The organism is Allosphingosinicella sp. (assembly GCF_036387615.1).
Lineage (GTDB): Bacteria > Pseudomonadota > Alphaproteobacteria > Sphingomonadales > Sphingomonadaceae > Allosphingosinicella.
Genome location: NZ_DASVTH010000052.1, coordinates 63608 through 84834, shown reverse-complemented (window position 1 = coordinate 84834; position 21227 = coordinate 63608). Strand labels below are relative to the sequence as shown.

The following is a 21227-nucleotide window of genomic DNA, read 5'->3' as shown; positions in this document are numbered from 1 at the left end:
GCCTCGACTCACGCGCTGTCGTCGGAACGGACTTGAAGCGGAGTGAAGACATGATCGGCAACATAATCGGCGCAATGGTGGGCAAGCGGCTCGCTGGACGTTCGGGCGCTCGGGGCGCGATCGCCGGCGCCCTGGTCCCGATCGTCGCCCGGCGCGCCTTCGGCCCGCTCGGCCTCGCTCTTGCCGGCGGCTATGCGGCCAAGAAGATTTACGACGGCCGCAAGAAGCGCCGCCCGATCGACCGCGACTGAGCGACTCGGCTGGGGCGAAAATGCACCGGACCCGCTGCCGGCCGTCGAGCCCGCAGGCTCAAACGCTCATTATGCCGCTTTTCCGGTGAGCGCGGCAATATTGCAACACCTCTCCCCAAGGAGGCGGGGCATCCCTGTCCCTCCCGCCCGCACACCTGTCTTGATGCTGCAACATAAGTCGGCTTAAGGGCGGGCAGGCTTTGCCGCGGTGCAACACGTTGAATTCGTGTGGCCGGCGAAGCGCTCGGGCCTTGGGGACATTCATGAACAGAATTTCGCTGCTTTGCGCGACCGCCGCGCTTGTCATGCCGGTTGCCGTTTACGCGCAGGAGACCACCGCCGATATCCGCGGCACCGTGGTGACCGCCGGCGCTCCGGTTGCCGATGCCGAGGTGGTGATCACCCACGTGCCGACCGGCGCCGTGTCGCGCGTAAACACCGACACGCAGGGCAATTTCGGCGCCAGCGGCCTGCGCTTCGGCGGCCCGTACACGATCGTCGTGACCGCCCCCGGAGCCGCCGCCTTCACCTATCCGGAAGAGCTGAACCTCACAGCCGGTGACGTCGCACGCCTGGATATCGACATTGCCGCGACGGCCGAGACCGCCGAAGCGGGCGAGGAGATCGTCGTCACCGGCACGCGGAATGGCGGCGCTAGCGTGTCGCTCGGTCCGGTAACGGTGCTCAACCGCGATGCCATCGAAGGCGTGGCCTCGATCAACCGCGACGTGCGCGATTTGGTTCGCCGCAGCCCGTTCGCTCAGGTCGACCTCAGCAATAGCCGCGCCTTCTCAATCGCCGGGCAGAATCCGCGCTTCAACCGCTTCTCGGTCGACGGCGTCCAGTTCTCCGACGATTTTGGCCTCAACAATGGCGGCCTCCCCACCTCGCGAGGCCCGGTTCCGCTCGATGCCATCTGCCAGTTCTCCGTCTCCGTCGCGCCGGCCGACATCACCGAGGGTGACTTCCAGGGCGGCGCGGTCAACACGCAGCTCTGCACCGGCACGAACCGGTTCACCGGCGGCGCCTTTTTCACCTACAACGACGATAACCTGACCGGCGATAAGTCGCGCGGGACCAGGCTGGACCTCGATCTAAACAACAAGAGCTACGGCGCCTTCCTGCGCGGCCCGATCATCCGGGACCGGTTGTTCTTCGCGGTCGCCTGGGAGCGGACCCGCGAGACGGAGCCGACCGATATTGGTCCGGCCGGCGAAGGTTTCGGCACGGTCGTGCCGAACGTCAGCCGTGCCCAGATTGATCAGATTTCGAGCATCGCTCAGAGCGTCTATGGTTTCGACACCGGCGACGTGCTCCGGAATCTTCCGGAGGAGGACGATCGCGTCACGGCCCGTCTCGATCTGAACATCAGCGACAATCATCGCGCATCGCTGACCTACATCTACAACAATGGCACGCAGGCGATTGAGGCTAGCAACGACACGCGTGTTGCTACGCCGCGGCTCGGCCTGTTCTCGAACACCTACACGTTGAAGGAGGTTGTGCACTCGGGCGTGGCGCAGTTGAACAGCGACTGGTCGGATACTTTCTCGACCGAAGCACGCGTCAGCTTCCGCGACTACAACCGTGATCAAACTCCGCCATTCGGACGTGAGTTCGGCGAATTCACCGTCTGTCTCGACCAAACGTCCACCGGAAGTCTGACCGGCTGCTCGACCAACCAGGGCAGCATCCGCTTCGGCCCGGACGTCAGCCGTCAAGCCAACGAACTCGACACCCGCAATCTGAACATCCAGCTGCAGGCCAATCTTCAGGCCGGCGCCCACACGTTCAAGTTCCTTGCCGAGCGCACCGACCAGGACGTCTACAACCTGTTCCTGCAGCGTGCGTCCGGCTCCTTCTACTTCGACTCGATTACGGATTTCCAAGCCGGGCGCGCCAACCAGCTCGATCTGGCGCAGTCCACGACTGGAGACATCAACGGCGCCGCGGCGATCTTCGATTACCAGAACTTCACCTTCGGCGTTCAGGATAGCTGGGACGTCACCGACAATCTGAACCTGATAATGGGCCTGCGGTACGAGTTGTACGCGCAGGACGTTCGCCCGGCGCTGAACCAGTCCTTCCTGAGCCGGTACGGCTTCTCCAACCGGGTGACGATCAACGGCCGTGATGTTCTGCTGCCGCGCTTCGGCCTGAGCTGGCGGGCCAGCGACCGCCTCCGTGTGATCGCGACCGCCGGCCGCTTCGCGGCGGGCACGCCGGACGTGTATATCTCGAACAGCTATTCCAACACTGGCGTCACCCAGAACCGGGTTACGATCAATCGTACCGCGACCGGCTTCCAGAACGCGCCCACCAATATCGGCATCGCCGCGCTGAACGACGTGAGGGGTGCCGGGCCGGGCATTCCAGACATCGTGACCCAGTTCGTGCAGAGCAGCACGACCGCCCTTCCGAACGCCACGACCAACGCGATCGATCCGGAATTCGATATCCCGGTGCAGTGGCGCTTTTCGGGCAGCGTTTCCTATAATGCGGACCTCGGCTTTCTTGGCGACAACTGGTTTTTTGCGGTCGACGGCATCTATGGCTTCGTCGACAAGGGCATCGATTACGTCGATCTGCGCGCTGCTCCGGTCGGCACCACGCCCGACGGCCGTACGCGGTACGGTCCGTTCGCCGGGACCAGCGGCAATAACAGCGATATCCTGCTCACCAATCACGAGGAGGGCGAATCCATCATCGCTGTGGCGCGGTTCGACAAGCAGTTCGATAATGGCTTCAGCCTGGGCGGCTCCTATACCTTCCAGGACATCGAGGATCGCAACCCGCTGACCTCGTCAGTGGCGTTCTCGAATTACGCGAATCAGGCAACCCGCGACCCGAACGGCTCCACGCTGGGCACCAGCAACGAGCAGATTCGTCATTCGGTGAAGTTCAACCTCGGCTATCGCCGCGAGTTCTTCGCCAACGCCGAGACCCGGATCGACATCTTCGGCGAGTGGCGCAAGGGACGGCCGTACAGCTACACCTTCGATGCCAATCCGACCAACGCCAGCGGTCGCGACCAGGTGTTCGGCGTGTTCGGTAACGACGACCGGCACCTGCTCTACGTCCCCGCGAGTGGTTCGGACGTGCTGGTTCAGTATGCCAACACGACCACCGGTACCGGTGCGAACACCGTCATCACGCAAACCGCCGCGCAAACGCAGCAGCTGCTCAACGACTTCATCGACGGCACCAAGCTGCGCAACTTCCGCGGCCAGATTGCGCCGAAGAATATCGGGCGCAGCCCGAACTTCACCAAGATCGACCTGCGTATCGCGCAGGACATCCCGACCTTCGGGTTCGGCAAGGTGAAGCTCTTCGCAGATGTCGAGAACGTGTTGAACCTGATCGACAGCGATTGGGGCTCGCTCCGCCAGGTGCGCTTCCCGTATACGACGCCGCTGGTGGACGTGCAGTGCGTCGCGGCTGGTACCAACCCCTGCGCGCAGTATCGTTACTCGAACTTCCGTGCGCCGAACGAGGAGCTGTTCACCCGCGTCTCACTTTGGCAGGTCCGCCTCGGCGTTCGCTTCGAATTCTAAGCGGCGTCTAGTTACCCATGAGAAAAAGGGCGGCAGGGAAACCTGCCGCCCTTTTTTCTTGCGCGATGCGGTGCGGCGGAAATCGTCCGCTCAGAACTCGCTGCCTTCCTCCACCGGCTCATCCTCCGGCACGGGCGGCGGTGGCGGCGGCGCGATCGTCGGGATATCCCCAGGTGCGGGCTCCGGCTCTTCCGGGACGGCCGGATCGACATCGGTCACCGTTTCCTCGCCGCTCGGCCGGGTCGAGACCGTCACCTCGTCCGGCCCGACCGAGATGCCGACATCGTAGCCGGTGTCGCCGATCGGGACGTTGACGTCGGTCGGCAGCACCCCCGTGTCCGGGATCAGCACCTGCTCGGGCGGGGTCGGCGCCGGGGCGACCTGGCCGGTGCGCGGGTTCACCGCGCGGGACATGAAGGCACGCCAGATCTGCGCCGGCACAGTGCCGCCGGTCACGTTCTTGCCGAGCGGCTTGTTGTCGTCGCGGCCGACCCACACGCCCGTCACCAGATCGCCTGCGAAGCCGATGAACAGGGCGTCGCGGCTGTCCTGGGTTGTGCCGGTCTTGCCGAAGCTCTGGACGGGAAGGGCGGCGGCGCGGCCGGTGCCGCGGTTGACCGACGACCAGAGTAGCTCCAGCATCATCTGCCGCGTGCGCTCGTCCATCCGGTTCTGGCGCGACATCATGCGATCGTACCAGCTCTCCTCCACCTCCGGCAGGCCGCGCGCGCGGACCGGGTAGCTGCCGGCTGCGACCGACGCATAAGCCCCGACCAGCTCCATCAAGCTCAGCCCTGAGGTGCCGAGCGGAAGGCTGCGCTGATTGTCGAGCTCGCTGGTGATGCCGAGGTCGCGCGCCGCCCGGATCACGTTCTCGCGCCCGACCCGCTCCGACAGCCGCACCGCGGCGACGTTGCTGGACACGGTAAAGGCGTCGCGCAGGGTGATCAGGCCGCGATACCGGTTCTCGTAATTCTTGGGCGTCCAGTCGCCGACGGTCAGCGGCTGATCCTCGATCATGCTGCCCGGCGTCATGCCTGCACGAAGCGCCGCGAGGTAGACGAACAGCTTGAACGCGGAGCCCGGCTGGCGCTTGGCCTGGGTGGCGCGGTTGAACGGGCTCGACTTGTAGCTCTTGCCACCGATCATCGCGACCACCCGCCCGTCCGGCCGCATCGCCACCAACGCCACTTGCGCCGGCCCGAGGCCCGCGCTGCGCACCGCGTTGACTGCCAGCCGCTGGAGATCGTCTTCAAGCGTGGTGACGATGCGCTGCTCGCCGTAACCGGCCTGCGCAAAGGCGCGGGCGTCGGGGAACACCCAGTCCGCGAAATAGGTGCCGGTCGGCACGTCCTTGACCGGACCGCGCTTGAGCTTCACGCGCGGCAGCTTCTTCGCTTCTTCCTCCGTTAGAAAGCCGGCGTCGACCATCGACTGCTCGACCACATCCCCGCGTTCGCGGGCGCCCTTGAGGTTGACGGTGGGGGCGAGCCGCGACGGCGCCTTCATGAGGCCTGCCAGCATCGCCGACTGCTCGACGGTCAGCTTCTCGGGGGTGCGGCTGAAATAATGGTTTGAGGCCGCGCGCAGCCCGTAGATATTGTCGCCGAAATAGACGCTGGACAGGTAGCGCGACAGGATCTCGTCCTTGCTGAGCCAACCCTCCAGCCAGAAAGCGAGCAGGAACTCCTGCAGCTTGCGTGCATAGGTCCGGTCGGACGACAGAAAGGCGAGCTTGGCGAGCTGCTGCGTGATCGTGCTGCCGCCCTCGACGACCGCGCCTTCCTTGAGGTTGACGATCGCGGCGCGGAAGATGCCCCACGGATCGACGCCGCTATGATCGTAGAAGCGCCGGTCCTCGATCGCGACGAAGGCCGCGGCGACGTGGGGCGGAAGCTCCTCCACCTTCACGGGAAGGTCGGTGACCGCGCCTCGCCGAGCGATCGGCTTGCCCTCGGCGGACAGCAGGGTGATGCCCGGCGCGGCGATCGGCTGAAGCGACTTGGATAGCGGCGCGGTGACCAGCATGTAAAGGAAGAGTAGCGCGAACAGCCCCAGTGCGAGGTAAAGCCAGCGCTTCAGGGTGCGATTGCGGGCCGGTGCGGGCGGGGCGTTGGTCGGCTCGATCAGCTCGGGGGGAAGTTCGTCGTCGGCAAGCACTCGCGCGAACCGCCGGTTTCCGGGGCCCCGCGTTGAAACAGGATCACTCAACAAAGCCAAACCCTCCCGGCCGGGCGAAACGCCCGCGCCAAAACGCCTAACGATATCGCGACCGCTTGGTTTCGGCGCGCTGAATAGACCTTCCGACGCGACAGAACTCCACATAGGTCATTGCGTCCGCAATGTCACAGTCTCGCAATAATCGAGCGGCTCGACTTGCCGATTGGAATCCGCTGGTTGTAGCGTGCGCCCTGAAACGGCTCCGTTCGAGAGCCGCCGGCAATCAGTTGAGGGGAGCTGAACCATGCGCCTGAAGTCACTCATTCTTTGCTCAGCGTCCGCGGGCGTGCTCGCGCTCGGCGCCGCACCGGCCTGGGCGCAGCAGCCCTCCGCCGCGCAGCCGCCGGCCACGCAGTCGCCCGAGGGGCAAGAAGCGCAGGAGCAGCCGGCCGATCCGGAAGCCGGTGCTCCGCAGGCCGATGACGCCGTGCAGAGCGAGGCCGGCGCCGATGATGCCTCAGCCGGCGAAGACATCGTCGTCACCGGGTTCCGGGAGTCGCTGCGGTCCGCCCGCAACCTCAAGCGAAATTCCGAGCAGATCGTCGATGCGATCGTGGCCGAAGATATTGGCAAGCTGCCCGACCTTGCCGTCTCCGATACCGCCGCACGCATTCCAGGCGTGACCGTGGACCGCTTCGGCGGCGAAGCTTCGCGCGTGCTGGTACGCGGCCTTCCGGACTACACCACCACTTATAACGGGCGCGAGATCTTCACGGCCGAAACGCGCCAAGTCGCGCTGCAGGACTTCCCGTCGGCCAACATCGCCGCCCTGGAAGTGTTCAAGACCACCACGGCCAACCTCGTCGAGGCGGGCCTCGCGGGGCTCGTCAACGTCCGTTCGCGCCGCCCGTTCGACTTCAAGGGCTTCGAGCTGGGAGGCTCGGTGTGGGGCTTGTATACCAAGCAGGCCGGCGAGATCACGCCCAACGGCAACATCCTGGTCAGCAATCGCTGGGACACCGGTATCGGTGAGATCGGCGTTCTGGTGAACGCCTCCTACACGCGCCTGAAGTTCCTCGACTCAGAGCCGTCCAACACGGATTTCCTGCAGACCTTCGGGCGGAACGGAAACCAGCTCAACTGCTGCGGTCCCGCGGACGTGCGTTTTCCCGATGTCCAGCGGCTCTTCTATCGTGAAGGGGACCGGACGCGGCCCTCTGTCAACGCATCGATCCAGTGGCGGCCGAACGACACCCTCGAGTTCTATGCGGAAGGCTTGTACCAAGGCTTCCGAAACAAGGTGTCCGACCGTCGCCTCGATGCTTTGCTGTTCGGCGGTCAATCTTATACCAACCTCGTCTTCCGGGGGGACAACACCCTCTCGAGTGGCACGGTTACAAATCCTCCCGCGCTCTTTTCCTTCCAGGGCGGCACTTTCAACAAGACCGACACCTATCAGTTTGCGGTCGGCGGCCGCTACGAGGCCGGCCCCTTCACCCTCACGGCCGATCTCGCGCGGACCGACAGTCGTTTCACTGGCTCCACCGAATCTGTGGACCGGCGCTACTGCCCCAATGGCTCCACGATCGACTTCGACCTGGAGACGCCGCAATTCACCGTCAGCAACTGCGACCTGAACGATCCCGCCAATCAATTCTTCGAAGGCCTCTTCGAGGAAGACCAGGTCTCCGAGGGCGACGACTATCAGGCCCGGATCGACGCCCAGTATGAATTCGGCGACGAAAGCTTCCTGCGCTCGGTGCAAGTCGGCGCGCGCCTCACCGACCGCGACGCCCACCGCGAGTTCGGTGATCGCTTTGCAGGCTTCAATCTGGATCGGCGGATTCCGATCACCGCATTGCCGCTTGATTTTGCGGTTCCGCGCCGTGGCTTCCGGGGCACGGACATTCAGTCAGGCACCGAGACCTTCCTCACGCCCACCTACCGCTCGATCCGGCGGAACCGCGAGGAACTTCGGCAATTCGTGATCGCCAACAATCCGAATTTCGGATTCCCGAACAACGGCAGAGCGTTCACGGTCGAACCGGTGGCGCCCAATCCGACGGCCACATTCGACGCGCAGGAGAAAACCTACGCCGGCTACGCGCAGGTGAACTTCGGGTTCGGCGAGCGGCTCGAGGGCATTGCCGGAATCCGGGCGGTGCATACCGAAGTGGGTGTCTCGGGCACGGCAAACGTCAACGGGGTGTTTACCCCGATCGACGCGGAGCAGTCGTTCACCGACTTCCTGCCGAATGCGAGCCTCCGCTTCCGTATCACGCCGCAGCTGCAGCTTCGCGCGTCCTATACGCAGACTCGCACCCGTCCGACCTTCGCGCAGCTGAACCCGTCAGCGACCCTTGGCGCACCCGACCCGACGCAAGGCGGCCTGCGAACGGGCAGCGCCGGCAACCCGTTCCTGCGGCCGCTGGACTCGGACAATTACGACCTGTCGCTCGAATATTATTTCTCGCCCACCGGCTTCATGTCGGCCGCCGTATTCCGGCGCGACCTTCGGGGCTTTATCCAAAACGAGACGGTCACCCGGGATGACCCAACGCTTGGTCCCATCCGGGTGACGACGCCGGTTAATACCCGCTCCGGCCGCATCCAGGGCCTCGAAGCGCAGCTCTCGACCTTCTTCGACTTCGAGGGCATTCCGGATTTCCTAGGGAATTTCGGCATCCAGGCGAACTACACCTACCTCGATGGGAGGCTGGAGATCGCCGACCCGTTGAATGCGGGAGAATTCATCACCGATCAAATCCAGCTGCCGGGTGCCGGCGGCGTCTCCAAGCACACCTACAACCTGGTGGGCATGTATGAAGGCGGGCCCTTCTCTGCGCGACTGACATACAACCACCGCAGCTCGTATCTCGACCGCCGCGACATTCGTGGCGACGAGGAAGGCGGCTTCTATCGCGAGTTCGCCAATCCGCCGGGCCGCCTGGATCTTTCGACCAACTTCACGATCATCGAGAATGCGACGATCTTCTTCGATTGGACAAACATCCTGGAGGATCCGTTCCGCCAGAACTTCTCCTCCGCTCGGGCGGGCCAGCCGCGCGCTCAATATGTGCGGTTCCTCCGCTTTGAGGAATCCACCATGTCGCTCGGTGTCCGTTTCCGGCTCTGACCGGGAGCGATACGGGAAAAGCTTCGGGGGCGCCGGGAACGGCGCCCCTATTTCTTTTGCGGCGGTGGTCGGAGCGCCGCCAGGCGTTCCGCCGCAGGCGCGATCGCCGGCAGACTCCCTCCGGGGCTGTCCAGATAGAAATAGGCGACGGCCGCGACATCGTCGCTGCGGTAATAATTGGTGTGTCCGTCCGGCAGGCTGGGGTCGCTGAGCGGCTTGCCGGTTTCGAGCAGCTTCTGGAAATTGTTGCGCGATCCGGGATCGATCGTCACCGGAATCAGCGGTGCGCCCTTCTTCTGCAGGCCGAGCACGATGTTCTTGCGCGCTCCGCCGATCATCTGCAGCGACACTTCGATGTCGCGGCTGAACCAGACCGGGTCGGGCACGTGCCAGCGATAGAAGGTCCAGCGACCCTCGCCCTCCCAGCTCGCGATCGGCGCGCCTTGGTGACGGTTGATATAGGCGCCCTGGCCCCAGGCCGTGCCGATATAATCCTCGGTGCCGGTGCCGACCAGCGTGGGCGCATCCGCCCGGTCTCCATCCATCGCGATCTTGATCTCGCCTTCGCCCCACCAGGTCTTCTCGTAGACCGGGTTGGTGAGCACGGTGACGCTGGTGCCGAGAAACCGGCCCCGGCCCTGGATCCGCGGCAGGATGCGGAAGTCGCGGCCGAGCTTCGTCGCTCGCTCGCGGCTCCACCAGGCGTGGAAGTAGAGCGCATCGCGCGGCTGCTCCCGCACCGCCCGGTAGTTCACGTCGAAGAAGATGAGGTTGACCGGCTTGGGCGATTCATTGATCACCACGATCCGCGCCCCCGTCCGGAACGGCATCGGGATCGTCGACACGAACGAGCGACCCTCCGGGCTGGCGAGCAGGGCCGTCTCCATCGCCACCATCTCGCCCGCGCCGTGCAGGAAGAAGTCGCCAAGCGGTGCAGACACTGCCGGCCTTGCCGCGCCGTCCCAGAAGATGTCGAGCCGCAGGCCGCGCAACGCTTCCGGCGATCGATCCTCGATCGTCATCCAGATCCGGTCGATCGTGCCGGCGCCGCGTATGTCGGCAAGCACATGGCTCCCGCCGAGCGGGACGGTGTCGAATGCGTGGCCCTTGGCACCCTTGTTTTCACGTGCGCCCGCGCCCTTGGCGCCAGTCGGGTTTTCAGGACTGATCCAGCGGGTCTCCTGGCCTGGCTGGAAGCGGTAGAGTTCGTCCTGCGCGATTGCGGGCACGCTCGCCCCCGCGGCCGCGAGCGCGAGCACCGTCCGCACCATCATTTGGCCTTGGCTGCCGCGACAGGCTTCAGGCCTCGGCCGATCACCGGCTTTGATCCGTCGAACCCGAGCGGCGCGACATACAGGTAGCGCTCGCTCTTTGCCGGGCGGCACCCCGCGGTCGCGGCCCAGGCGTGAAAGGCGATGTAGCGGCGATTGCCACCCGAGAAGATCGTCGGGTGGCCGGGCCCGCTCAGACATCCGGCCGAGGGGGTGAAATAGCTGCGCAGCCACGGATTTTCCGGCGCATCGGTGCACGGCCCCATCGGCCCCTCGCACCGCGCATAGCCGGTGCCGTAATTGGACAGGCGCTGGTCCGCCTCCCAGCCGAAATGGTTGGCCGAGAAGAACAAGGTGTAGCCGCCCTGGTGCCGCACCATCACCGGCGCTTCCACCACCCGCCACTCCCAATGCGTGTCGTTCTTGACGATCGGTGTCGCGGTGCCCTCGAGCCGCAAGCCGTCCGCCGACAGCCGCTGCGCCCAGATTTGCGAAGGCTTGAGGAAACGCGGATTGTTGCCGTCGTTCTTGTAGTAAAGGTAGAGCTTGCCATCCGTATCGCGGAACGGATGGGCGTCGATCGTGCCGCCGAGCTCAGGCTGGCAGACGAGCGGTTCGGACGAGGCGCTGACGAACGGGCCGAGCGGGTCCGCGCTGGTCGCGGCGCCGACGCACTGGATATCGCGCTTGCGATGGCGTGCGCTGAAATACAGCACATAACCCTTGTCCAGCGCCAGAACCTCCGGCGCCCAGGTGAAGCCGGGTTTGGCCCAGGCGGGTAGGGTCGGCATCGCGTCGTAGAGAAGCTTGGGATTGGTCTCGTCCATCAGCTTGCGCCAGCGCACGAGATCTTTCGAAACCACCATCGGCACGTTGCGGTTGGCGGTGTTGGTCGCGTAGCCTAGATAGTTGTCGCCGACCGGCAGGATGAACGGATCGGGGAAATTGTCCTTTAGCACCGGTTCGAAGAGTGGCTGGCTGTTGCCCGCGACAGTCGCCGTGCCGAGGGCCGCCGCAAGCGTCCAGCCGAACAGTTTGAGATTGAACCTGGGCACCGGCTTCTCCTACGCTCGTCCAGCCCGGCGCCGGAAGCGTTCACCACGCGGGCACTAGCCGGGCTTTCCTTGTGCCCAAACCGCTAGCATAGCCGCCTGGTTCAATCGAGAGGCGACAAGGCATGGCCGGCAGCATCGAACGAGAGGAATTCGGCCGCTTGCCCGATGGTGGGGCGGTGGAAGCGATCACGCTTGCCAACGCGGGCGGCATGAGCGTGCGGATCATCACCTACGGGGCCGCGATCCAATCGGTGATTGTGCCCGATCGCGACGGGCGCCTGGATGATGTGACGCTCGGCTATCCCACGCTGTCGGGCTATCTGGCCGGCGTCGAATATTTCGGCTGCATCGTCGGCCGCGTCGCCAACCGCATCGCCGGGGGCCGCTTCACTCTGGACGGCCAGGACTATCAAGTGCCGGTCAACAACGGCCCAAACGCGCTCCATGGCGGCCCACGGGGCTTCGACAAGGTGAACTGGGAGGCGGTCGAGGCTTCAGGCGGAGCCGCGCCGAGCGTGACGCTGCGCCATCTCAGCCCGGACGGTGATCAGGGGTTTCCGGGCACGCTCGAAACCCATGCGACCTACCGCCTGGATGCCGACAACCAGCTTGCCATCGAATATCGCGCCACCACCGATCGGCCAACCCTCGTCAACCTGTCCAACCATGCTTACTGGAACCTGGCCGGCGAAGGTTCGGCCGAAGGCGCCATGGGGCACCTGTTGACTCTTCCAGCCGAGCATTTCCACCCCACCGACGATACCGCCATTCCGACAGGCGAGTTCCGGCCGGTCGCCGGCACCCCGTTCGATTTTCGCCAGCCTACGCCCGTCGGCGCGCGAGTCCGCGAGGGCGCCGACGAGCAGATCCGCTTCGGCCGCGGCTACGATCATAATTGGGCGCTGGCCCGTTCGCCCTCGCCCGAACCACGCCTGCTGGCCCGGGTCGAGGAGCCGCGCTCCGGCCGCGTGCTGGAAGTGCTCTCCAATCAGCCGGGCCTGCAATTCTATTCGGGCAATTTCCTCGACGGCAGCGTCCGGGGCAAGTCGGGCAAGCTCTACCGTCAGGGCGACGCCATCGCCCTCGAACCGCAAATGCCGCCCGACGCGCCCAACCGGCCCGAGTTCGGCAGCATCCGCCTTGATCCCGGCCAGACCTACCGCAACCTGATCGTCTTCCGGTTCTCAGTCGACCGCCGATGACTGGCGTGCTGGCCGGCATCAGGATCGTCGAACTGGCAGCGCTCGCGCCTGCGCCATTCGCGGCGATGATGCTGGCCGATCACGGCGCGGAGGTGATCCGCATCGAGCGCGCCGGCTGGACGCCGCCGATCCCGCCGGACAAGGACATCCTGCGCCGCGGCCGCGCCGAGGTCCTGACGCTGGATCTGAAGAGCCCGGACGACGTCGCGCGCGTGCGGGAGCTCGCGGCGAACGCGGACGGGCTGATTGAGGGCTTCCGGCCCGGCGTGATGGAACGGCTGGGGCTGGGGCCGGAGCCGCTCCACGCCGACAATCCGCGCCTGGTCTACGGCCGCATGACCGGCTGGGGGCAGGAGGGTCCGCTCGCCCACACCGCCGGGCACGACATCAACTACATCGCCGTCACCGGCAATCTCCACACCTACGGCAGGGCAGGGGAGGCGCCCACACCGCCGGTCAACGCGGTCGGCGATTTTGGCGGCGGCGGGATGCTGCTCGCCTTCGGCATGCTCGCCGGCATCCTGTCCGCCCGCGCCACCGGCAGGGGCAGCGTCATTGATTGCGCGATGGTCGACGGGGCCGCCTTGCTCGCGGCCCAGACCTGGTCCCTGCTCGCCGCGGGCATGTGGCGCGACGAGCGCGGCGCGAACCTGCTCGACGGCGGCATGCCCTTCTATGACAGCTACCAATGCGCCGATGGTGAATGGGTCGCGATCGGCGCGCTCGAGCCGCACTTCTTCGCGGTGCTCGCGAACAAGCTCGGGCTCCGCTCCGGCCAGTTCGATCCGGCCCTGCGGGACGAGCTTACCGCCACCTTCCGCCGGCATCCCCGTCAGCATTGGTCGGCTCTGCTCGAAGGCTGCGATGTCTGTTTCGCGTCGATCCTCTCACTTGCCGACGCACCCTCGCACCCGCACCTTGCGTCGCGAGGCACCCTCACCGAGCAGGGTGGCCTGACCCAACCGGCACCCGCGCCCCGCTTCAAGGAGGTCTGATGCTCGACACATCCCGCCGCACCTGCTTCACCGAAGATCATGCGATGTTCCGCGATCAGGTGCGGCGCTTCTTCGCCGCGGAGCTAACGCCCCATCTCGACCGCTGGGAAGCCGAGGGCATCGTCGATCGCGAGCTTTGGACCAAGTGCGGCGAGGCCGGCCTGCTCTGCCCGACCGTGCCGGAGGCGTATGGCGGGCTGAGGCTCGACTTCGGCTACAATGCCGTGATCGACGAGGAACTGGCTTATGCCGGCTCGACCGCCGGCATCACGCTCCATTCCGACATCGTCGCCGACTACATCGTCCATTACGGCACGGAGGAGCAGAAGGCGCACTGGCTGCCGCGCATGATCTCCGGGGAAACGCCGACCGCGATCGCGATGACCGAGCCGGGCGCAGGTTCGGACCTTCAGGGCATCCGCACCAGCGCGGTCAAGGACGGCGCCGATTACGTCATCAACGGCTCCAAGACCTACATCACAAACGGCCAGCATGCCGAGCTCACGATCGTGGTCGCCAAAACCGACCCAGGGCAGGGCGCGCGCGGCACTTCGCTGATCCTCGTAGAAGCCGAGCGCGAAGGCTACGCCCGCGGCCGTAACCTCGACAAGATCGGGCTGCACAGCCAGGACACGTCCGAGCTGTTCTTCAACGACGTCCGCGTCCCGCAGAGCAACCTGCTCGGCGCTGAAGGCATGGGCTTCGCCTACCTGATGAGCCAATTGCCCCAGGAGCGGCTCTCCATCGCCTGCTCCGCGCAAGGCTCGGCCCAGCGCGCGTTCGACGAGGCGGTGAAGTTCACCAAGGAGCGCAAGGCGTTCGGCAAAACCGTGTTCGAGTTCCAGAACACCAAGTTCACGCTCGCTGACATTGCGACCAAGCTCCAGGTCGGCTGGGCGCATCTCGATTGGGCGATCCGCCGCCACATCGCCGGCGAGCTCACCGCCGCCGAGGCCAGCGCCGCTAAGCTCTGGCACACCGAGCTACAATGGGAGCTATGCGACGCCTCGCTCCAGCTCCACGGAGGGGCCGGCTACATGAACGAATATCTGATTGCCCGCCTGTGGCGCGACGCCCGCGTGACCCGCATTTTCGGCGGCACCAACGAGATCATGAAGGAAGTGGTGAGCCGCTCCCTCTAGCCCTTCTCCCGCTCGCGGGAGAAGGAGGTCCGGAACCTCGTTTCACCTCCGCGCATTCACCGTCCCACCACCTTACCCCCGCGCCTGTCCCGGGCTGCGTATCTCGCTCACGCGGGGCAGCGAAGAAGAGAGCGATGAGCGAGCTGCAGCCTTATTCCGCCGTGCGTTCGATGACCGAACCGATGAGCGTCCTCGAAGTGGGCGTGTATCGCGGCCCGCATTACTACAGCCACACGCCGTTCGTTCGCATCATGCTCGATCTCGGCCGCCTGGAGGATTATCCGAGCGACCGCATCCCCGGCTTCACGGACCGGCTGATCGAGATGTTGCCGAGCCTCGATCGCCACGGTTGCAGCCTGAAGCGCCGCGGCGGCTTCATCAAGCGGCTGCGCCAGGGCACCTGGATCGGTCACGTGGCCGAACATGTCGCGCTCGAGTTGCAGACGCTGGCCGGCACGCGGGTCACGCGTGGCAAGACGCGCTCGGTGAAAGGCAAGCCAGGCGTCTACAACGTCATGTTCGCTTACGCCGACGAGCGGATCGGGCGCATGGCGGGCCGGATCGCGCTCGAACTCGTCAACTCACTGCTGCCGGACGAGCTACGCGGGATCGAGAAGCTCGACCGGGTCTACGAGCTTGCCGGCCCATTCAATTTCGAACGGCGACTGGCGGAGCTACGGCGCACCGTCGGCCGCTTCAACTTCGGACCGACCACGCAATCGCTGGTCGACGAAGCACGGCGGCGGTCTATTCCGGTTATGCGGCTCGATGAGCGCAGCCTGATCCAGCTCGGTACCGGCCGTCACCAGCAGCGCATCCGCGCCAGTATCACCGGCCAGACTGCGCTCATTTCGGTCGATATCGCCGGCAACAAGGACCAGACCAAGCAGTTGCTCGACGACAACGGCATCCCGGTGCCGCGCGGCGTCGTCGTCCGCGATGTGGAAGATGCGGTGCGGGAGGCGCGGCGGCTGCGTTTTCCCGTCGTCACCAAGCCGCTCGATGGCAATCACGGCCGTGGGGTCACCATCGGTATCAAGAGCGAGGAGCAGCTCCGCTTCGGCTTCGAGGAAGCGTTGCGAGAAGCCAAGGGTCGCCGCGACATCATCGTCGAGCAGTTCTTTGAGGGCAACGACCACCGCATCCTCGTGATCGACCGCAAGCTGATCGCTGTCGCCGAACGAGTGCCGGCCCATGTCGTCGGCGACGGAGTCCACACCATCCAGCAACTGATTGACGAGGTGAACAAGGACCCGCGCCGGGGCCGCGGCCACGAGAAGGTGATGACCCGGATCAAGGTCGATGCCCACGTTCGCGAGTTCCTGGAACGCTCGGGTCTCACTGTTGAGAGCATCCCAGAGCCGGGCCAAAAGGTTGTGCTGCGCGCCACCGCGAACCTCTCCACCGGAGGCACGGCCGTCGACCGCACCAACGAGATTCACCCGGACAATGCGGAGATCGCCCGCCGCGCGGCCGCGATCGTCGGGCTCGACATCGCCGGCATCGATTTCATTGCGCCCGACATCTCCAAATCCGTGCGGGAAACGGGCGGCGGCATCATCGAACTCAACGCCGCGCCCGGCTTTCGCATGCATCTGGAGCCGTCCGAAGGCCCGCCGCGTGATGTCGCCCGGCCGGTGATCGACATGCTGTTCCCGCGCGGCGGGCGTAGCCGCGTGCCGATCTTTGCGATCACCGGCACCAACGGCAAGTCGACCGTCGGCAGGATGGTGAAGCAGGTGCTGCGCTACACCGGCGCCAATGTGGGGCTCACTTCAACCAGCGGCGTCTACGTCAACGGCGTGCTGGTCGCGTCGGGCGATGCCACAGGCCCGCGCAGCGCCCGCATCGTGTTGCGTGATCCCAGCGTGGACATCGCCGTGCTGGAGACTGCCCGCGGCGGCATCCTGCGCGAGGGGCTCGCCTTTTCAGATTCAGATGTCGGCGTCGTCCTGAACGTGTCCGCCGATCATCTCGGGCTGAAGGGGATCGAGACCCTAGACGATCTCGCCGCGGTCAAATCCCTGATCGTGGAAACCGTCCAGAAGAACGGCACCTCCGTCCTCAACGCCGACGATCCGCTTTGCGTGCGGATGGCGCGCCGTGCGGGCGGCCGGCTCGCCTGGTTTTCGCTGAACGGCGGCCCGGACGAGATGCCGACTTTCCTAAGGCGCCACATCGAGGAGGGCGGCCTCGCCGTTGTCCGGGAGCCCGGGCACGAGGGGGGCACCATCGTTCACTACGAGCGTGGTCGACGCGAGGTGGTGATCGAGGCGGGCGCAATCCCGGCGACGCTCCACGGCATGGCGACCTTCAACATCGCCAATGCCTGCGCCACCATTGCAATGTGCCTGGCTCACGACGTGCCTTTGCTCACCATCCGCTCAGGCATGGCTTCGTTCCAGTCGACTTTCGAGCAGAATCCGGGGCGCCTCAACGTCCATGAAGAGCACGGTTTCCGCGTCATCTTGGATTACGCGCATAATTCCGCAGGCCTCACCGCGCTGGGCGAAGTCGTTCGGGGCCTGCGCCACCGCTACAAGCGCGCGCTTGGCGTGCTCTCCATCCCGGGCGATCGGCGCGAGGAGGACATCGTTGAAATGGGCCAGATCGCGGCCGGTATCTTCGACGAGCTTTTCTTCCGCGAGGACCCCGGCTTGCGGGGGCGTTCGCGTGGCGAAGTGATGGAACTGCTCAAGCGGGGCGCGGTTCAGGGCGGCGCCCTGCCGGAGATGGTTCACCTTATCCCGACAGAGCATGGCGCGACCGCGGCCGCCTTGCTCGCCACCAATCCCGGCGAGCTGCTGATCGTAACGCCGACGGATGTAGAAGGAACCTGGCGGCAGATCGAGCGGTTCGAGAGACCCGACACTAGCCCCCGCACGCTCGCGGCGGAGTGAGGCCGGCGCACCCTGCAAGGATTTGAAATGACCGACGCCAAATGCGGCAAGCTGATCATCATCGGCGGCCACGAAGACCGCACCTCCGAGGGCGACCGCATCATCCTCAAGGAGGTTGCTAGCCTGATCAACGGCGGCAAGCTGGTGCTGGCCACCGTCGCAAGCCACCAGCCTGAAGGCTATTTCGCCGAATATCAGAAAGCCTTGACGGATCTCGGCGTCGGCGAACTGGTCGAACTCTACGTTGAGGACCGAGCCGAAGCGCACAGCGCCGAGAAACTCGCCGTGCTCGACGGCGCGGCCGGCGTGTTCTTCTCCGGCGGCGATCAGCTGCGCATCACCAGCCAGATCGGCCATACCGCGATCGAGGAGAAAGTGCGGCGGGTGTGGAAGGAGGGAGGCGTGATCGCCGGCACCTCGGCAGGCGCGTCGGTGATGAGCGACACCATGCTGGTACGCGGCAGCAGCGCAGAAACGCACCGAATTGGGGGGCTACACATGGCGCCGGGCCTTGCCTTCATTCGCAACGTCATCATCGACCAGCATTTCGCCGAACGCGGCCGCTTTGGACGTCTGATCGGTGCCGTCGCGCACAATCCGGGCGTGCTCGGCATCGGCATTGACGAGGATACGGCCGCAGTGGTGGAGGGCGATCGCTTCCGGGTCATCGGAGCCGGCGCCGTGTACATCGTCGACGGCGAGCATGTCTCACACTCGAACCTCGCGGAAGCGCGGCCGGAACGCGTGCTTTCCATGCACGACGTGCGCGTTCACGTGCTCGGCACCGGAGACGAGTTCGACTTGAAGGAACGTCGGCCGATCCCGCGATCCAAGGCGCAGACTTCAGAATGACACTAGGTCGGCCCGGCAGTTGCAGGGTCCGCTACGCTCATCGAGTTCGTCCATTCGCGTCCGCCGACGGCCCATTGCAGAGACTTGCTGGATGAGCGAAAGTCCGGTGATGCGCAGTTGGTATGTTTTGCTCCTCATCGGACTATCGGTTCAGTCCGCCATCGGGTGGGCTCAAACGAGAAGCAACCACCAAGCCCCCGCCGCACGGCAACTCACAGGGCTCGGCGCCGAGGAAGCGACGGCGCTCATTGCTAAGTTGGAGGAGGCCCAACGTCGGCTGAGAGCCGGGGAGCTTCAGACGTTCGAGCTTCTAGCGGGATCGATGGCGTCATCCGAGACGACCAAAGTCTCGCCACGAGATGCATTCCTGCAGGTGCCGTTCAAAAGGGTGTGGAACATCGAACGCGTCCAGACCGACAATCGGCTCTGGCAGCCACACAGGCTTGCCTACGCGCCCAATGGACCAGGGCAGCTCTACTGGGACATCGAAGTGGTGTTGGGCTCCGAAGGCGAAATCGAACGAGTGCTGATGATCTACAAGCCGCGAGCACCCTTCTGAGAAGGGCAGCATTCGCCTTCAACTCGGAGCGGATATACGTTCCCGCTCCACCGGTCGCGCTCAGTGCCGTGGAATGTCCGCTTCGCTCGCGAAAAACTCCATCGCGACCGAGTTCAGGCAGTAGCGCTGGAAGGTCGGCGCCGGGCCGTCCGGGAAGACGTGGCCGAGATGACTGTCGCAGCGTGCGCAGCGTATCTCGGTTCGCACCATCCCGTATTTGCGATCGCTGATCTCGCGGATGTGCTCCGGATCGTAGCCGCGCGTGAAGCTGGGCCAGCCGGTGCCCGATTCGAACTTCTCTTCCGATCGAAACAGCGGCAGCCCGCACAGGCGGCAGGCATAGACTCCCGATTGCTTGTTGTTCAGCAAGGTGCCGCAAAAGGGCCGCTCGGTGCCATGGTTGAGCAGCACGTCGCGCTCCTCGGCGCTGAGCTGGCCGGCAAGCCGGTCCCGCTCCTCCGGTGCGAGCGGGGCGATGTCGTAGCCCGATGCCGATGTTTCCCGTGCCTGGGTGTCGCTCATTGCGGATGATCCTTTCTGCTGGCCACCTGAGAGATAAGGACGCTAGGTCCTTCCGGCTATGCCCGAGGAGCTCGCATGAAGGCCCTTTTCCTGAGCTGCACGCTCAAAGCCTCGCTCGCGCCGTCCAAAACCGAGGCGCTGGCGCAAGTGCTCGTCCGCCAGTTCGAAGAGGAGGGCATCACGAGCGAGATCGTTCGGCTGGCCGATTACAACGTGAAGCCGGGCGTCAGCTCGGACGAAGGCGAGGGCGATGATTGGCCGTTCATCCGCGGAAAGATCGTCGCCGCCGACATCCTGGTGATGGGGACGCCGACGTGGCTCGGCCAACATAGCAGCATCTGCCAGCGTGCTCTGGAGCGGATGGACGCTATGCTCAGCGAAACCGCGGAAGACGGCCGGCCGATCGCGTTCGACAAGGTCGGCGGGATCGTCATCACCGGCAACGAGGACGGCGCCCATCACATCGTCGCCTGTGTCAGCCAGCCGTTGATCGACATTGGGTTCACCATGCCCGCCAATTGCTGGACCTACTGGCATCTCGGCCCGGGACCCGGTCCGGACTATCTGGAAACCGATCAGGCGCACGACTATTCGGACCGTCTCGCCCGCAACGCAGCACGAAATATGGCCGCGGTCGCGAGGGCGCTAAAAGCGTCGCCTTTACCTCAGCAGGAGACTTCCGGCTGATCAGTCCGCGGCTGCGCTTCCGTTCCAGAGCTCCTGACGGTAACGCTCGAAGCAGCGTGCGCCGGCCTTGAGACGGATGAGCGCGCCTTCCGCGATCGCGGTGGTGCGACGCGGATCCTCGGAGACGAGGGGGCGTAGCGCCTCGCGGTTCCAGTCCTCGCTATGCTTGACGTCGAGCACTGCATGCAGGCTGAAATAACGCCGCTCGCGCTCCGAGAAGCCGAGCCGGCGCAGGCCGGCGGCGGTTGCTGCCGAGCGGCCCGGCGCGGTCAGTTCGATCACGCCCAAAGCGCCCACTGAATGCCAGGCATATCGCCGCGTCGACGCCATCGCGGTCATCGCGTTAGCGAGCGCGAGGCTCTCCCACACCGTGCTGTCGATCTCGGCCTCGATCTTCATCGTTTCGATCAGCACCTGCAGCATCGGGCCGTGCATCCCCTTTAGGTTGCCGCGGCCCATCTCGTCCCAATAATTGCGGGCGAGCTCGAGCTTGGGGAGCGCGGGCATCTTGACCTGAGTCATCGCGACGAGGTCGTCGAAACCCGCTTCCCCGGCCGCTTCCTGGCCCATGAACCAGCGCAGTTGATCGAAGGTGGCTTCCTGCTCGATCCAGGGAAAGAGCGGATCGCCCTGACCGGGACCGGATTCCTGAAGTGCCTCGAACCAGGCAATGAAGCCCTCCACGTCGGTCGGTGCAGCGGCGGCCTCGTTGGCGACTTCGGCGCGCAGCTCCTCAATGAACGCGCCTTCCAGCCGCAGCATGCGCGTGTCCCGGTCCAGCCTCTTTTGCCAGTCCGCATCCGGAAAACAAGGCGAGAGTCGCTCGTGGTTCCAGTGCGCGAGGGCACGCTGAAACGGATCGGTCAGGAACTGGACCGCGCCCGTTTGGGCAAGGGAGATGGAGGCCTGGGTCGCCATTCAGATCACGTCCGTAACATTGG

General features: G+C 65.2%; 15 protein-coding genes. 10 read left to right on the top strand and 5 right to left on the bottom strand.

What is annotated here, in order from left to right; translation table 11 throughout:
- The first annotated feature begins 50 nt into the window (after positions 1-50).
- Together VF631_RS10985 and VF631_RS10980 are read left to right on the top strand one after the other, a co-directional pair.
- Positions 51-251, top strand: coding sequence for a hypothetical protein (locus VF631_RS10985; protein WP_431850348.1), 201 nt, complete (start codon positions 51-53; stop codon positions 249-251).
- Positions 252-514: 263 nt separating this feature from the next.
- On the top strand, positions 515-3805 hold the full coding sequence (locus VF631_RS10980; RefSeq protein WP_431850347.1) for a TonB-dependent receptor: 3291 nt from the start codon (positions 515-517) through the stop codon (positions 3803-3805).
- Between the two features lie 90 nt (positions 3806-3895).
- Here VF631_RS10980 and VF631_RS10975 read toward each other — a convergent pair whose 3' ends face one another.
- Entirely contained in the window at positions 3896-5965 is a 2070-nt protein-coding gene (locus VF631_RS10975; RefSeq protein WP_431850346.1) for a transglycosylase domain-containing protein, read from the bottom strand.
- A gap of 304 nt (positions 5966-6269) precedes the next feature.
- On the opposite strand from VF631_RS10975, the gene VF631_RS10970 reads away from it, so the two are divergent.
- On the top strand, positions 6270-9101 hold the full coding sequence (locus VF631_RS10970) for a TonB-dependent receptor (protein WP_431850345.1): 2832 nt from the start codon (positions 6270-6272) through the stop codon (positions 9099-9101).
- 47 nt (positions 9102-9148) lie between these two features.
- On the opposite strand, the gene VF631_RS10965 is transcribed toward VF631_RS10970, so the two are convergent.
- Together VF631_RS10965 and VF631_RS10960 are read right to left on the bottom strand one after the other, a co-directional pair.
- Positions 9149-10372, bottom strand: coding sequence for a glycoside hydrolase family 172 protein (locus VF631_RS10965; RefSeq protein WP_431850344.1), 1224 nt, complete (start codon positions 10370-10372; stop codon positions 9149-9151).
- Positions 10372-11427 carry a glycoside hydrolase family 43 protein gene (locus tag VF631_RS10960; RefSeq protein ID WP_431850343.1) on the bottom strand — a complete coding sequence of 352 codons (1056 nt, stop codon included), beginning with the start codon at positions 11425-11427 and terminating at the stop codon, positions 10372-10374. Before VF631_RS10960 ends, VF631_RS10965 begins: the two co-directional genes overlap by 1 nt.
- A 122-nt stretch (positions 11428-11549) precedes the next feature.
- Between VF631_RS10960 and VF631_RS10955 the strand changes: the two genes are divergently transcribed.
- From VF631_RS10955 to VF631_RS10930, 6 genes are all read left to right on the top strand, one after another.
- Positions 11550-12629: an aldose epimerase family protein gene (locus VF631_RS10955; protein WP_431850342.1), complete on the top strand. Its 1080-nt coding sequence runs from the start codon at positions 11550-11552 to the stop codon at positions 12627-12629.
- Complete coding sequence (locus tag VF631_RS10950; RefSeq protein WP_431850341.1) at positions 12626-13624, top strand: CaiB/BaiF CoA transferase family protein; 999 nt, start codon at positions 12626-12628, stop codon at positions 13622-13624. Before VF631_RS10955 ends, VF631_RS10950 begins: the two co-directional genes overlap by 4 nt.
- Positions 13624-14766, top strand: coding sequence for an acyl-CoA dehydrogenase family protein (locus VF631_RS10945; protein ID WP_431850340.1), 1143 nt, complete (start codon positions 13624-13626; stop codon positions 14764-14766). Before VF631_RS10950 ends, VF631_RS10945 begins: the two co-directional genes overlap by 1 nt.
- Before the next feature lie 134 nt (positions 14767-14900).
- The gene (gene cphA, locus VF631_RS10940; protein WP_431850339.1) at positions 14901-17666 is read left to right on the top strand and encodes a cyanophycin synthetase; all 2766 of its coding nucleotides are present in this window, start codon (positions 14901-14903) and stop codon (positions 17664-17666) included.
- A 27-nt stretch (positions 17667-17693) separates the two neighbouring features.
- The gene (locus VF631_RS10935; RefSeq protein ID WP_431850338.1) at positions 17694-18518 is read left to right on the top strand and encodes a cyanophycinase; all 825 of its coding nucleotides are present in this window, start codon (positions 17694-17696) and stop codon (positions 18516-18518) included.
- Between the two features lie 322 nt (positions 18519-18840).
- Positions 18841-19077: a hypothetical protein gene (locus tag VF631_RS10930; RefSeq protein ID WP_431850337.1), complete on the top strand. Its 237-nt coding sequence runs from the start codon at positions 18841-18843 to the stop codon at positions 19075-19077.
- Between the two features lie 60 nt (positions 19078-19137).
- On the opposite strand, the gene msrB is transcribed toward VF631_RS10930, so the two are convergent.
- Entirely contained in the window at positions 19138-19599 is a 462-nt protein-coding gene (gene msrB, locus VF631_RS10925; protein WP_431850336.1) for a peptide-methionine (R)-S-oxide reductase MsrB, read from the bottom strand.
- A 75-nt stretch (positions 19600-19674) separates the two neighbouring features.
- Between msrB and VF631_RS10920 the strand changes: the two genes are divergently transcribed.
- A complete protein-coding gene (locus VF631_RS10920) occupies positions 19675-20286 on the top strand; it encodes a flavodoxin family protein (RefSeq protein ID WP_431850335.1) in 612 nt (203 codons plus the stop codon).
- Here VF631_RS10920 and VF631_RS10915 read toward each other — a convergent pair whose 3' ends face one another.
- A complete protein-coding gene (locus VF631_RS10915; protein WP_431850334.1) occupies positions 20287-21204 on the bottom strand; it encodes an iron-containing redox enzyme family protein in 918 nt (305 codons plus the stop codon).
- Positions 21205-21227 lie beyond the last annotated feature (23 nt).

Bases quoted from the DNA above. Each gene is read 5' to 3' on its own strand.
- VF631_RS10985 (WP_431850348.1), top strand. From the start codon at position 51: ATGATCGGCAACATAATCGGCGCAATGGTGGGCAAGCGGCTCGCTGGA.
- VF631_RS10980 (WP_431850347.1), top strand. From the start codon at position 515: ATGAACAGAATTTCGCTGCTTTGCGCGACCGCCGCGCTTGTCATGCCG.
- VF631_RS10970 (WP_431850345.1), top strand. From the start codon at position 6,270: ATGCGCCTGAAGTCACTCATTCTTTGCTCAGCGTCCGCGGGCGTGCTC.
- VF631_RS10965 (WP_431850344.1), bottom strand. From the start codon at position 10,372: ATGGTGCGGACGGTGCTCGCGCTCGCGGCCGCGGGGGCGAGCGTGCCC.
- VF631_RS10955 (WP_431850342.1), top strand. From the start codon at position 11,550: ATGGCCGGCAGCATCGAACGAGAGGAATTCGGCCGCTTGCCCGATGGT.
- VF631_RS10950 (WP_431850341.1), top strand. From the start codon at position 12,626: ATGACTGGCGTGCTGGCCGGCATCAGGATCGTCGAACTGGCAGCGCTC.
- VF631_RS10945 (WP_431850340.1), top strand. From the start codon at position 13,624: ATGCTCGACACATCCCGCCGCACCTGCTTCACCGAAGATCATGCGATG.
- cphA (WP_431850339.1), top strand. From the start codon at position 14,901: ATGAGCGAGCTGCAGCCTTATTCCGCCGTGCGTTCGATGACCGAACCG.
- VF631_RS10935 (WP_431850338.1), top strand. From the start codon at position 17,694: ATGACCGACGCCAAATGCGGCAAGCTGATCATCATCGGCGGCCACGAA.
- VF631_RS10930 (WP_431850337.1), top strand. From the start codon at position 18,841: ATGGCGTCATCCGAGACGACCAAAGTCTCGCCACGAGATGCATTCCTG.
- msrB (WP_431850336.1), bottom strand. From the start codon at position 19,599: ATGAGCGACACCCAGGCACGGGAAACATCGGCATCGGGCTACGACATC.
- VF631_RS10920 (WP_431850335.1), top strand. From the start codon at position 19,675: ATGAAGGCCCTTTTCCTGAGCTGCACGCTCAAAGCCTCGCTCGCGCCG.
- VF631_RS10915 (WP_431850334.1), bottom strand. From the start codon at position 21,204: ATGGCGACCCAGGCCTCCATCTCCCTTGCCCAAACGGGCGCGGTCCAG.